This window comes from Microbacterium sp. M1A1_1b, assembly GCF_053345565.1.
Map to the genome: position 1 here is coordinate 325,484 of NZ_JBKFAJ010000003.1, position 12,682 is coordinate 338,165.

The window sequence follows — 12,682 nt, forward strand, 5'->3', positions numbered from 1 at the left end:
CGCGCGGTCCACAGCGCGAAGAACGGCGACGAAGTCACCGGTCACCTGACCGACAGGCTGGACCGGTGGCCATCGCCCGGATGAGCCGCGCAGACATCGACTCCGACCGGTGCCAACACGTCGAGCCTCGCCTGGTGTCTTGTCTCGTGCTCGGGGCGCGGTCCGTGGCTGGAAAAAGAATAACATTTGCCAGCTATTCCGCCTCATCCCGATCGTGCTAACTTCTTTTGCATCACGCGAAAGGGGGTGATCACATGGCAATCCTGAAGAACTCGGTGCGTTCTGCGATGGCGCGATCCTTTGGTCGATTCAAGTACCGCAATCAGTACGGCGGACTGTGATCCTCGTGTCGACCCGAGCGGATCTTCCGCTCGGGTCGACATACTTCGAGAAAGGCACGTCGTGCGGCGTTGGTTGGAGACTCGATTGGTCAACCCTCATGTGCTCAGCTCATGGCGCGGGGACCGTCGGGTATCGTCAGGTTGCGTGATCCTCGCCTCAGAGGAATCCGTTCGTGATGCGTTGATCGATTCTGCATCGAAGACTGCATTCGACTCGGGTTTCTTCCGGATCGGGCAACGCTCGCTCCCGCAGGCGGCGGTGCGCTCTGCATCGGCGGAACTTCGTCGTCTGCTGCACGAGTCCAGTAGCGAGCGTCCCCACCTCGCCCGTTCGATCCTCTCCCGGAAGGTCGGCACGAGGCTTCCGAGTCGTGGGATCGGTCAGACCCTCGTGTTCGAGTACTTTCGTCGTCAGATATGTCGAGGGAGATCCCGGTCGATCGGCGACCTTGCACATGCGTATGTGCAGCAATCGATCATCCCTGATGATGTCCAGCATCGTCCTCGAAGTCATTATCGTCATCTAGTGCCGCTCCGGCGCGCTCTGGAGAAGGAACTCGTCGGGACTGAGATGTCCACCCCGTGCCGGGACTACTTGGACATTGCGCTTTCAGTGACCGAAACGCTCGAGGAGGCCGCGGAGGTGTTCTTTCGACTCGTGCTCTCAACAGTGGGGTTCACCGGGAGCGCGATGGAGTGGCTTCTCATGGATCAATCCGACCGAGGTGTGGCACGTTTTCCCGGCGTTCCGGTCCGCGACTACGTTCGCGAATCCCTGCGCCTCCGCTCGCCCGCTTGCCGGTTGAGCCGAGACGTCACGAAGGGGATGACAGTCGGCGGTGTTCGAGTCGAGCAGGGTGACGAGCTCCTGTTGAACCTGTTCGCAGCGAACCGGGACCCGAAGGCCTTCCACCTGCCGGATGACTTCCGCCCGAGTCGATTCGGCGAGGGTGCCGGGAAGCGTGATCTGACTTTCGGCCTTGGCACACGGAGCTGTCCTGCTCAGCGGGCAGCGCTCGACTGTCTTCAGGACTTCCTCATCCCCCTTACAGCCGACTTCGAAGTCTCGTGGCGACCCCGTCGCGGATCCAAGATGATCGTTGGCACTCTGGCCATCCCTCCGAAAGGGACCTTCGTCATCAGGCGGACAGCTGGTCATGGCGTCTGACGGGGTGGTGACCCGCTCGCCAGGGCGTCTGCTGATCGCTCACAACCTGACCGACGCGGTGGGCTCACGTGTACTGGCCGACACGATCACCGTGCTGGCAGTCCTCGGAGGGATGGCGGCGACGGAACTCGGAGTCCTGAACGCTGTCGAGTCGACCGTCGTCGTCGTGATTGCGGTGCCGACGTCGCTGCTGCTCGACCGCGTCGGGTTCCGGTGGGTCCTGCCGGTTGCGATGTCGGCGAAGCTCGCCCTGGGGCTGGCCGCCGGGCTGGTCTTCGCGGTGGTCGGCTTCGACGGGATCGCCACCATCCTGTTCGTCGCGGCTGTGGCGTGCTTCGGGGTGGTGTCGGAGCTCGGTCAACTGATTGCTGCTCGGGAGCTGTCGCGGGCAGGCTCCACGATGACGCGGCTGATTGCTTTCATGGAGGCGACGGACAAAGTGGCGTCGCTGGCAGTTCCGGCGCTGGTGGGATTCTTTCTCGCGCGCGGCTTGGGGCTTCCCTTGCTGGTAGCGGCCATGTCGTCGTTGGTCTGCGCTGTGGGAACCGCGCTGGTGCTCAGCACATCGAGCCCATCGCGATCGACCGACCGTGCAGTCATTCCTGCGCAGACGCAAGAGCATGCGCAGGCACGGACATCGGCGAGGCTGTCCGAGGTGTTTCTGGGCTTCAGGATCATCTGGCTGAATCGACGTCTTCGCTGCGTCGTCATCCTGTTGGCCGCCACGAACGCTGGCCTCGGGATGGGTGACACCGTCTTGGTCGTGCTCGTCCTCCAGGTCCTGCAGCTGTCCCCGGTCGTGTACGGAGCATTGTCATCGGTGGGGGCGGCAACAGCCTTGTGCGCGGCCCTCGTCGCCCCGGCAGTGCTCAACAGGTGGTCATCGAGTCAGATCTTCATGTCGACCTCGGTGGCGCAGCTGGCGTTTGCTGTTCTGCCACTCGTCGCTTCTCTCGCTCCGGGATGGGCTGTCCCGCTCTTGATTGCGCACGATGTGGGGTGGAGCGCGACCATCACGATCCTCGGGATCGCGGCTGCGACTCTGGCCGCCAGAGAAGTGCACCTCGCTGCGGTGGCGAGGGTCACGGCCGCCTCCCGCGTCGTCACGATCGGCGTGATTCCGGTCGCCGCTGTCGGTGGTGGCCTCCTCACGGATACCTGGGGGACAGCACCGGCGTTGCTTGCCTGGGTGCTCGTGGCGGCCACGGCGATGATCCTCTGCATGTCCATCCAGAGAGCGTGGCAATCGGACGACGGCCAATGGTCCCGAGAGGAGATGACCCGATGAGCGATGACGTCACGAGCGATCTGGTCGAGGGGGCGTCCGCGCGGGTGCGCCAGCTCCGACCCGAGGACATCGAACTCGTCGCCGCGCGAGAGCCGCCGACCCGCAACTACGTGCGCGCCGCCGCCGCACAGCAGGAAGCGGGGGAGCTGGTGGTCCTCGTCGCCTGGAACGGTGCCGTGCCGGTCGGCTCGGTCGAGGTGACCCGCGAGCCCGTGCCGGAAGCGCGGAACCTGCGCGTCGATGAGGACATGCGTGGTCGTGGCGTCGGGACGATGCTCCTCCGGGCGGCTGAGCACCTCGCGCTGCCGGCCGGTGCGATCCGCGTCGGGGTCAGCGACGACAACGACGGAGCGCGCCGTCTGTACCGCCGGCTCGGGTACGTCCCCACCGGCGACGTCGAGGAGTACGAGTACACCTACGTCGACGACGCGGACCAGACGCACGTCGTCCGCGAGCGTGCGGAGTACATGGCGAAGCAGCTGCCGGGCTGACGGACTGGAGGCCCAGATCAGGCGAGCCGGTCGGCGCGCGTGATCCGCGCCTCCGGTTTCGCGATGTGGTGGCGACCGCAGGAATAGGCTTGCGACGTGCATGGTGAGTACAAGGTCCCGGGTGGCAAGCTCGTCGTCGTCGACCTGCAGGTCGAGGACGACACCATCCGGCAGTTCCGTCTGGCGGGGGACTTCTTCCTCGAACCGGACGACGCGCTGCCGCTGATCGACGCCGCGGTCGAGGGGCTGCCGGCCACCACCGACGCCGCCGGCATCGCGGCCGCCGTCCGGGCGGCGCTGCCCGCCGACGCCGTGCTGCTCGGCTTCACGCCCGAGTCCGTCGGGGTCGCGGTGCGACGGGCGCTGTCGCGGGCGTCGACGTGGCTCGACCACGACTGGGAGGTCATCCACGAGGGGGCGATCAGCCCGAACGAGCACCTTGCGCTCGACCAGGTGCTGACCGAGGAAGTGGGGGCCGGACGCCGCCGCCCGACCCTGCGCATCTGGGAGTGGGACGAGCCCGCGGTCGTCATCGGGTCGTTCCAGTCGCTCAAGAACGAGGTCGACCCCGAAGGTGCCGCGAAGTACGGCGTGCAGGTTGTCCGGCGGATCTCGGGCGGCGGGGCGATGTTCATGGACGCCGGCGCGATCATCTCGTACTCGCTGTACGTGCCGACCGACCTGGTGCAGGGCATGACCTTCGCCGACTCGTACGCGTTCCTGGACGAGTGGGTGATCGAGGCGCTGAAGTCCCTGGGCATCGACGCGTACTACCAGCCGCTCAACGACATCACCTCGGCCAAGGGCAAGATCGGCGGTGCCGCACAGAAGCGCCTGGGTACCGGTGCGCTGCTGCACCACGCGACCATGAGCTACGACATGGACGGCGAGAAGATGGTGCAGGTGCTGCGCATCGGCCGCGAGAAGATGAGCGACAAGGGGACCACCTCGGCGGCGAAGCGGGTCGATCCGCTGCGGTCGCAGACCGGGTTGTCGCGGGCGGCGATCATCGACTCGCTCATCGCCACGTTCACGGCGCGGTACAAGGCGACGCCGGGTGCGGTCACCGCCGACGAGCGGGCGCGGGCGCAGGAACTCGTGGCGTCGAAGTTCGCGACGAAGGAGTGGCTCGAGCGCGTGCCCTGAGCCGAGCGACTGTGGGCCGGCGGCCGAGCCGTGTGGTGGGTGCTGTGGGGATCCCGGCGTGGGTCGGCGGCTTCCGCAGGAGGTCGGCGGCCGAGAGAGGGGGGATCCCGGCCGCCGAGCCTCCAGTGTGCATGTCATCCCGATGAAGCAGCCCGGTGGATCGTGAGAATCACCCGCGCGGCGGATGTCCCGTCCCCCCGGCCGACGTAGCCTCGATCGCGTGAACTGGTTGATCCTCCTGGGGGCGATGGCTGCAGCAGTCGTCGTGACGTGGATCGCCGATCGCGCGGGGTGGATCGACCTGTCGAACAAGTCGACCAGCAGCGGGGGATCCGGCGGCATCGGCACGATGATGGACGAGGTCTTCGCCCCGACCCGGCACGAGACGCAGGCCGAGTACGAACGGCAGTCGCGCCTGCCTCGCGAAGCACCGACTCCGAGCGAGCACGACCACGACCTGTTGAGCGGCTCGGTGCTGATCCGGGTGCCGGCGGTCCGCAGCGCGCGGACCGGACGGCACGAAGCCCGCCCGGGCACGCACGACCGCTCGTACTGAGCGCATCAGCGCGTGGTGAGCTCCTGGTAGTCCGGGTGCCGCTCGATCCACGCTGCGACGTAGCTGCACTGCGGGACGACACGCAAGGACGAACCCGACCGGACGTCGTCGAGGGCGTGCTGGACCAGGATCGACGCGTGTCCGCCACCGCGGTGCGCCGGGTCGACCTCGGTGTGCACGAAGCGGATCTCGTCACCGTCGGTCTCGTACGCCGCGAAGCCGATCACCTGGCCGTCGTCGACGAGGGAGTACTGCTGCTGATCGGTGTCGTTCCGGACGTCGAGTGCCATGCCGGCGACGCTACGCCCGGGCCCCGAAGAAGGGCCTGTGCACCCGCTGGACGTCCCGTTACAGTCACTCCGTGACGCAGCAGCACGATGCCCAGACCCCGCCGTTCCGGTTCCGCACTCCGCCCGGGTGGCCGACACCCTCGGCCGAGTGGGTGGCGCTCCACCAGCTCGCCGTCCCGGGCCCGCAGTGGACTCCCGTGCCCGGTGTCCCGACAGCCCCCGCAGGCTGGCGGTTCTGGCAGGCCGACCGCCGCGCGTTCCGTGCGGCGATGCCCGCCGCCGCTCGGCGCCTGGCTGCCGTCGGCGGTGTCGGCGTCGGGCTGCTCGCGCTCGGCATCGTCCTGGCCGTCGTGCTGACGGCATCGGATGCCCCCGCGGTGTTCGCGCTCGTGCCGCTCGCGCTCGGTGCTGCGCTCTGGGTGGTGCCGTGCGTGCGGTGGTGGGACCTGGCGGCGACGACCGAACGTGCCCTGGCTGCCGAGTCGGCGGCGCGACGGCCCGGCGCCGTGCTCGAGCACGCCCGTGCCGCGCGACCGGACCTGGGTGCCGACCAGGCGGTCGCGGCGTGGACGGCCGCCGCGTGGGGTGTCGAGACCGCGGCCCCGCTCGAGGCGCCCGCAGTCCGCTCGGCACGCCCCGTGTCGGCGGCGGGCTTCCTGCGCGCCTCCCGGACCGCGACCGGCGTCACCGTGGTGCTGGCTGCGGTCGCACTCGTCGTCGGGGCCGGCGCGGGGGTCGCCCCCGTCGCGGTCCGCGCGCTGGACACCGGCCAGACGATCGCCCGTGGGATGCAGGACGGGGCCGGTGGCGACGCCCCGGACACCGCGGCGCCCTTCACCTCTGACGATGGCACCGTCACCGTGACCGAGGACGACGACGCCTGGGACGACACGTGTGGCACGACCCCGGGCGACGGGGGCTGCTGGACCTGGCAGGTCACGAGTACCAAGACCTGCAACCTCGAGGTGACCATCGGTTTCGCGGACACCCTGACCGGCGACGACACCCGCACGGTGCGCCGCACGGTCCAGGTGTCGAAGGACCGGCCGCTGTACATCGCCGAACCCGGCGACGAGGACTACAGCGGCATCGAGGCCACCACGTGCGCCACGGCGTTGCCGCACCGGCTGGTCACCGGCGAGAGCGACGACCCGATCGCGGACAGCGAGTGGCCCGAGGGCTGTGACGCCTCCGGCTGCGTCGGCTGGGTGCTGCACCCGGAGGCGGACTGCACCGACGCCTCCGTCCAGTTCCTGGTCGACGACAGCGACGGGCCGCTCGAGGACCCGCACGACCTGGTCGTGAGCGCCGAACTGCACGCCGGTGACCCCGTGACGGTCGTCGCGGGTGGGGTGCCCGACGACGACGGCACCGCCTCGATCGTGCAGGTCACGTGCGCGGTGACGGGTGGCGCTCCCGCCGATCCGAGCGCACTCGGCTGACCTCCGGGTCTGCGCCGGACGTGTCTGCCAGGATGCTAGGCATGCACCACCGGATCCCGCTCGCAGTCGTGACGATCGTGGTCGTCGGCGCTGCGGCCGGATGTTCAGGAGGACAGATGCAGGCCCGACCCACACGACAGCCCGACGACGCGAAGCGCAGCATCCAGCGGCTCGTGGACGACACGACCACTGCACTGGGTGGGACGTGGACCACGCAGGTGGGGCCCAGGCTCGGCACCTGCAAGGACGAGCACGGGGACGGGGCAGGCGTCAACTACACGGTCATCGCCGCTCGATCGGGGCGGGGTGACGCTGCCCGGGACATCGCGACCCTCGAGCACCTGTGGCGCTCCGAGGGCCTCGAGACGACCCGGTTCGCGACCGACGACGAGTCGTACGTGGGGCTCGACGGCCGGGGGACAGCCATCGCGAACATCGGCTTCCGCTCGTCGGACCTGGGCGGCGGCGACACGGTGACCGGGACGTCGGCCTGTGCGGCGGGCGACTACGCGCAGCTTCGGAAGCAGGAGCGTTCCTGACGGGACACCCGACGCCGCACCGGAATGGTGCACACGACGACGAAGCCGCTGTCTGCTGACAGCGGCTTCGTCGTGGGTGGAACGGGTGCGGCTACTCGGCCGAGTGACGGCCGTGCGTGTGGCCGCTCTCGTCGAGACGGGAGGCCCCGCTCGCCTGGGCAGCGTCGGTTCCGGTCGACGTCTGGTCCGGCCGGTCCGCCACTGCGGCGTGCGCCGCGCGGTGGGCGCGGATGGCACCCGTGGTGGTCGGCGGTTCGTCGATCGGTGCTGCTGCCGAGTGGGCGCCGTGCGTGGGCGCGTCGGGCAGCGGTGCGCGGGTGTCGTCCGGCAGCACCGACACGTGGGGTGTCTCGGTGGACCGGGCGGACCGCGGCTGTGCCGGCACGTCGGGCGAGGTCGGGACGACGTGCATCGACCCGGTGTCCGGCGACACGAGCGAGCCCGTGTTCGCCGCCGAGCCCTGGGCGTCGACGGTCAGACGGTCGTGGTCGTCACCGTCGGCACCACCGCTGGCGGCGGCGCGAGCCGTGTCGGCCTGCTCCTGCAGTGCGGAGGTCTTCCGCAGAGCGGGGACGCGGAAGAACCACGTCAGGATGAAGGCGATCAGGATGACGCCCAGTCCGACGAAGTACACCGTGACCGTCGAGGCGCTGAAGCCGACCAGGAACGGGCGGGTCAGGCGCTTGTCGGCACCGTTCAGGAACGACGTGTCGCTCGTCGCCGAGTTCGACGAGGAGCTGGCCGCAGAGTTGCCGCTCTTGAGCTGCTTGATCAGGGTCGGGGCGACCTCGTCGACGACGTTCTTGCGCTGCGAGGCGTTCGAGTAGTCGATCTGGAGCTTGCCGTCGACGACCTCGGCGTTCGCCTTGCCGGCTGCGGTGGCCAGGGCCTGCCGTTCAGCCGCGGGAGTGGCGTCGGCGACCTGCTGGTCGATGATCGTCTGCTCGGCGGCTGCGGGCACGGTCCCCGCGGCGACCTGGGCCTGGACGGCCGCGGTCACCTTCTGGGTGACGGCCTGGTCCGCTGCCTGCTTGGCAGCCGCCGTGCCCTTGTCGAGCCCGGACTGCACGTTCTGCTTGACCGGGTCGACGATCTTCGTCCAGATCTTGTCCATGACGCCCTTGTTGTCGGACGCGCTGGCGACCGACGGTGTCAGGGCCGCGTTGAGGGCGCTCGACAGGTCGGACTTGTTCTGCATGGCCGTCGTGATGTTCGTCGGCATCAGGGTGAACAGCACCGACAGCAGCACCGCGGTGCCCATCGTGCCGCCGATCTGCCGGAAGAACGTCGCCGCACTCGTGGCGACACCGATGTCCCGGGGCGAGACCGAGCCCTGCGCGGCCAGCGTCAGCGTCTGCATGAGCTGCCCCAGGCCGAGGCCGATCAAGAACATGCCCGTCATCAGGAACCACAGCGGGCGGTCGGCCGTCAGGAACGTGAGCACCGTGAAGCCGATGGCTGTGAAGGCGGTGCCGGTCACCGGGAACAGCCGGTACTTGCCGGTGCGCGAGATGATCTGACCCGATGCGATCGACGAGATCATCAACCCGAGCACCATCGGCAACATGGCGAAGCCGGACTCGGTCGGGGTCACACCCTTGACGATCTGCAGGTACAGCGGGATGGTCAGCATTGCGCCGAACATGCCGAAGCCGACCAGGACGGACAGGATCGCGGCCATCGAGAAGACGCCCGAGCCGAACAGCTTGAGCGGCAGGATCGCGTCGTCGCCCATCGCCCGTTCGACGATGATGAAGCCGACCAGGCCGAGCGCGCCCACCAGGTAGCAGGCGATGGCACCGGGGGAGTCCCAGCCCCACTCGCGGCCCTGCTCGGCGATCAGCAGCAGCGGGACGAGGGTGACGATGACCAGCGAGGCACCCCACCAGTCGATGCGGGGCTTGCCGCGGTCACCGAACTTCGGCAGGTGCAGGAAGGTCAGGACCATCGCGAGCGCGATGATGCCGACGGGCACGTTGATCAGGAACACCCAGCGCCAGCCGGCCACGAACAGGATCTGGTTCGCACCGGCGAACAGGCCACCGACCAGCGGGCCGATGACGCTCGAGATGCCGAACACGGCCAGGAAGTATCCCTGGTACTTGGCACGCTCACGCGGGGCGAGCATGTCGCCCATGATCGCGAGCGGCAGCGACATCAGACCACCGGCGCCCAGGCCCTGCAGCGCGCGGAACCCGGCGAGCATGAGCATCGAGCTGGAGAACGACGCCAGGAACGACCCGATGATGAAGATGCCGATCGCGGTCAGGAACAGCGGGCGGCGGCCGAAGATGTCGGAGAGCTTGCCGTAGATCGGCGTGGTGATCGTCGATGCGATCAGGTACGCCGTCGTGACCCAGGCCTGCTGGTCGAGGCCGTGCAGGTCGTCACCGATCGTGCGGATCGCGGTGCCGACGATCGTCTGGTCGAGGGCACCGAGGAACATGCCGGCCATCAGGCCGTAGATCACGAGCAGGATCTGTCGGTGGTTCATCACGACGTTGGACGCCGTGGTGGGTGCCGCGGGTGCGGTCGCCGTCTGGGTCATGGTCTTCGGTCTCCCGGGTACGAGAGCGCAGTCGAACGATTTTTGCGCTGTCTGCAAAGTTACATCTGCCGCAAGCCGAGCGTCCACACGAGACGCCTTCCTGTGTGGATCGGCAGGGATCCACGCCGGAACGATCGGCAGACGGTCACCGACGCCGATCGGGCCACCGTACGCCGCCAGGCCCGCGCCGGCCGCAGACCGACGCCGGCCGGCGTCGGGAGCCGAGCCGGGCCTCCAGACGGCCTGGAGGCACGGTGCCGGTCCGTCAGGCGGCTGCGGCCTGGTCGAGTGCCGCTCGGAAGCGCTCGTCGACCTCGATGCGCAGGTCGCCGGTTTCGTCGTCGAAGGCCGAGACGACGCTCACCGTGCCGTCCCGCGAGAAGAGGAGGTGCGGTGACACCAGCCCGCCGGGGTGGTGTGCGTCGCTGCTGATGAGCTGCGCGAACACCCCCGCCAGGCTCTGCACGGCGGCGAGGCTCTCCGGTCCGGAGATCGGAGCCGCGATCAGCAGATGACGGTTCGGGACCGCGAACACCGTGCCGTACGGTGCGGCGCCGAACAGCGCCGGGAGGTTCGCGGCCTTCGACGCGGTGAAGAGCGACTCACCCTCGACGACGTGCACGCCGGGAGCGATCTCGGAGCGATCGTCGACGGGCTCGCTGTCGGTGCGGAGCTGACCGATCGCGAACAGCTCGTCCACCCCGAGCGCGAGCTTCGGCAGTGTGCTCGCCGACAGGGTGGTCACCGTCGTCGGGTTGTCGAGGCACAGTGCCAGGACGAGGCCCGGCGCGAACGGTCGCGCGTAGGCCAGGTCGGTGGGGTCCGCACTGTCGTCCGCGAGCAGCCGGACGCGGATCCGGTCACGCAGATCGTCCGCCGACAGTGCCTCGGCGGCGGGCTCCCGCTGCGCGAGCAGCATCCGGTCGAAGTGCTCCTCGGCGATCGCGATCTGTCGATCGGGCGTCTCGCCGCGCAGCTGTGCCGCCAGGTTCTCGAGCAGGTACACCTGGCCGTCCTGCGCGACGAGACGGACGGTCGCCGGGTCCGCCGGGTCGCCCTCGACGGACGTCTCCACCCCGCGCTCGGCGAGGATGCGGTGCGCGAGGTCCACCAGCGGCGGCGCAGCGCGCTGCTTCCGTCCGAACAGCCCCATGGCTCAGGCGCCGAGTGCGGCGTCGACGATCTCCTTGGCCTCGCGCTGCACCTGCTCCAGGTGCTCCTGCGACACGAAGCTCTCGGCGTAGATCTTGTAGACGTCCTCGGTGCCGGACGGTCGTGCTGCGAACCAGGCCCTGTCCGTGACGACCTTGACGCCACCAACGGCCGCGTCGTTGCCCGGTGCCTTCGACAGCTTGGCCGTGATCGGGTCGCCCGCCAGCGTCGTGGCGGTGATCGCGTCACCGTCGAGCTTGGACAGACGGGCCTTCTGGTCCTTCGAGGCCGCGGCGTCGACGCGCTGGTAGACCGGTGCGCCGAAGCGCTCGGTGAGCTCGTCGTACAGCTTCGACGGGGTCTTGCCGGTGACCGCGACGATCTCTGACGCCAGCAGCGCCAGGATGATGCCGTCCTTATCGGTCGTCCACGCGGTGCCGTCCGTGCGCAGGAACGACGCACCGGCCGACTCCTCGCCGCCGAACGCCACCGAGCCGTCGATCAGGCCGGGCACGAACCACTTGAAGCCGACCGGGACCTCCCACAGGCGACGGCCGAGCGACTCGGCCACGCGGTCGATGATGCTCGACGACACCAGCGTCTTGCCGATCGCGGCGTCGTCGCGCCAGGCCGGACGGTGCGCGTACAGGTACTCGATCGCGACGGCCAGGTAGTGGTTCGGGTTCATCAGCCCGCCGTCGGGGGTGACGATGCCGTGGCGGTCCGAGTCGGCGTCGTTGCCGGTCAGCACGTCGAAGTCGTCCTTGTGCGCCAGGACCGAGGCCATCGCCGAGGGGCTCGACGGGTCCATCCGGATCTTGCCGTCCCAGTCGAGCGTCATGAACGACCAGGTCGGGTCGACGTCGGGGTTCACCACGGTCAGGTCGAGCTCGTAGTGGTCGCGGATCGCGTTCCAGTACGGCAGTGACGCACCACCGAGCGGGTCGGCGCCGATCTTCACGCCCGCACGCTTGATCGCGGCGATGTCGATGATGTTCTCGAGGTCGGCGACGTAGGTGTGCAGGAAGTCGTAGCGGTCGGGAGTGGCGTGCTCCGTGCGCTGGACCTCGGCGTTGCCGCCCTCGATGATCGCGTTCGCACGGTTCGCGATCCACGACGTGGCGTCACTGTCGGCCGGGCCGCCGTGCGGCGGGTTGTACTTGAAGCCACCGTCGCGCGGCGGGTTGTGGCTGGGCGTGATGACGATGCCGTCCGCAGTGTCGGGGTTGCCGGCGCGGTTGTAGCGGATGATCGCGTGGCTGAGCGCCGGGGTCGGGACGTACCCGTTGTCGCTGTCTGCCAGCACGTGCACGCCGTTGGCGGCCAGGACCTCGAGCGCGGTGCGCTCGGCGGGGCCGGACAGCGCGTGGGTGTCACGGCCGATGAAGAGCGGCCCGTCGGTGCCCTGCGACTGGCGGTACTCGACGATCGCCTGCGTGATGGCGGCGATGTGGGTGTCGTTGAACGCCGAGTCGAGCGAGGAGCCGCGGTGTCCGGAGGTGCCGAACACGACCTTCTGCTCGGGCACCGAGACGTCCGGCACGCGGTCGTAGTAGGCGGCGATCAACTCGTCGAGGTCGACGAGGTCGTCTGCGGTCGCTGGGGTGCCGGCGCGGTCGTTCATGCGTCCATCCTGGCACCACGACCTCCGGGGCGTTCGAGGATGACGGCGGCCCTCGGTAGGCTCGGCGCGAGCGGTGGAGGGCACCGCGGGTCGGGGG

At 69.0% G+C, this 12,682-nt stretch carries 11 protein-coding genes; 7 read left to right on the forward strand and 4 right to left on the reverse strand.

Annotated elements, in window-relative coordinates; all coding sequences use genetic code 11:
• The first annotated feature begins 486 nt into the window (after positions 1–486).
• The 5 genes from ACLBWP_RS10110 to ACLBWP_RS10130 all read left to right on the forward strand — a co-directional run bounded on the left by ACLBWP_RS10110 (position 487) and on the right by ACLBWP_RS10130 (position 4,990).
• Positions 487–1,509 (forward strand): cytochrome P450, encoded by a 1,023-nt coding sequence (locus ACLBWP_RS10110; protein ID WP_447655071.1) that lies wholly within the window; start codon positions 487–489, stop codon positions 1,507–1,509.
• Positions 1,499–2,797 carry an MFS transporter gene (locus tag ACLBWP_RS10115; protein WP_243564120.1) on the forward strand — a complete coding sequence of 433 codons (1,299 nt, stop codon included), beginning with the start codon at positions 1,499–1,501 and terminating at the stop codon, positions 2,795–2,797. The genes ACLBWP_RS10110 and ACLBWP_RS10115 overlap by 11 nt, the downstream gene beginning before the upstream one ends.
• Positions 2,794–3,288: a GNAT family N-acetyltransferase gene (locus ACLBWP_RS10120; RefSeq protein WP_447655072.1), complete on the forward strand. Its 495-nt coding sequence runs from the start codon at positions 2,794–2,796 to the stop codon at positions 3,286–3,288. The genes ACLBWP_RS10115 and ACLBWP_RS10120 overlap by 4 nt, the downstream gene beginning before the upstream one ends.
• A 96-nt stretch (positions 3,289–3,384) precedes the next feature.
• The gene (locus ACLBWP_RS10125; protein ID WP_447655073.1) at positions 3,385–4,434 is read left to right on the forward strand and encodes a lipoate--protein ligase family protein; all 1,050 of its coding nucleotides are present in this window, start codon (positions 3,385–3,387) and stop codon (positions 4,432–4,434) included.
• 220 nt (positions 4,435–4,654) lie between these two features.
• A complete protein-coding gene (locus tag ACLBWP_RS10130; protein WP_447655074.1) occupies positions 4,655–4,990 on the forward strand; it encodes a hypothetical protein in 336 nt (111 codons plus the stop codon).
• A 5-nt stretch (positions 4,991–4,995) separates the two neighbouring features.
• On the opposite strand, the gene ACLBWP_RS10135 is transcribed toward ACLBWP_RS10130, so the two are convergent.
• Positions 4,996–5,280, reverse strand: coding sequence for a GNAT family N-acetyltransferase (locus tag ACLBWP_RS10135; protein ID WP_447655075.1), 285 nt, complete (start codon positions 5,278–5,280; stop codon positions 4,996–4,998).
• Between the two features lie 71 nt (positions 5,281–5,351).
• Here ACLBWP_RS10135 and ACLBWP_RS10140 point away from each other — a divergent pair, with 71 nt between their 5' ends.
• Positions 5,352–6,722, forward strand: coding sequence for a hypothetical protein (locus ACLBWP_RS10140; RefSeq protein WP_447655076.1), 1,371 nt, complete (start codon positions 5,352–5,354; stop codon positions 6,720–6,722).
• Between the two features lie 41 nt (positions 6,723–6,763).
• Positions 6,764–7,261, forward strand: a complete 498-nt coding sequence (locus tag ACLBWP_RS10145; RefSeq protein ID WP_447655077.1) for a hypothetical protein — start codon at positions 6,764–6,766, stop codon at positions 7,259–7,261.
• Between the two features lie 91 nt (positions 7,262–7,352).
• On the opposite strand, the gene ACLBWP_RS10150 is transcribed toward ACLBWP_RS10145, so the two are convergent.
• The 3 genes from ACLBWP_RS10150 to pgm all read right to left on the reverse strand — a co-directional run bounded on the left by ACLBWP_RS10150 (position 7,353) and on the right by pgm (position 12,585).
• Positions 7,353–9,809 carry a DHA2 family efflux MFS transporter permease subunit gene (locus tag ACLBWP_RS10150; RefSeq protein ID WP_447655078.1) on the reverse strand — a complete coding sequence of 819 codons (2,457 nt, stop codon included), beginning with the start codon at positions 9,807–9,809 and terminating at the stop codon, positions 7,353–7,355.
• A gap of 265 nt (positions 9,810–10,074) precedes the next feature.
• Positions 10,075–10,962 (reverse strand): hypothetical protein, encoded by an 888-nt coding sequence (locus ACLBWP_RS10155; protein ID WP_447655079.1) that lies wholly within the window; start codon positions 10,960–10,962, stop codon positions 10,075–10,077.
• 3 nt (positions 10,963–10,965) lie between these two features.
• Positions 10,966–12,585, reverse strand: coding sequence for a phosphoglucomutase (alpha-D-glucose-1,6-bisphosphate-dependent) (gene pgm, locus ACLBWP_RS10160; protein ID WP_447655080.1), 1,620 nt, complete (start codon positions 12,583–12,585; stop codon positions 10,966–10,968).
• Positions 12,586–12,682 lie beyond the last annotated feature (97 nt).

Bases quoted from the DNA above. Each gene is read 5' to 3' on its own strand.
- ACLBWP_RS10115 (WP_243564120.1), top strand. From the start codon at position 1,499: ATGGCGTCTGACGGGGTGGTGACCCGCTCGCCAGGGCGTCTGCTGATC.
- ACLBWP_RS10120 (WP_447655072.1), top strand. From the start codon at position 2,794: ATGAGCGATGACGTCACGAGCGATCTGGTCGAGGGGGCGTCCGCGCGG.
- ACLBWP_RS10135 (WP_447655075.1), bottom strand. From the start codon at position 5,280: ATGGCACTCGACGTCCGGAACGACACCGATCAGCAGCAGTACTCCCTC.
- ACLBWP_RS10145 (WP_447655077.1), top strand. From the start codon at position 6,764: ATGCACCACCGGATCCCGCTCGCAGTCGTGACGATCGTGGTCGTCGGC.
- ACLBWP_RS10150 (WP_447655078.1), bottom strand. From the start codon at position 9,809: ATGACCCAGACGGCGACCGCACCCGCGGCACCCACCACGGCGTCCAAC.
- ACLBWP_RS10155 (WP_447655079.1), bottom strand. From the start codon at position 10,962: ATGGGGCTGTTCGGACGGAAGCAGCGCGCTGCGCCGCCGCTGGTGGAC.
- pgm (WP_447655080.1), bottom strand. From the start codon at position 12,585: ATGAACGACCGCGCCGGCACCCCAGCGACCGCAGACGACCTCGTCGAC.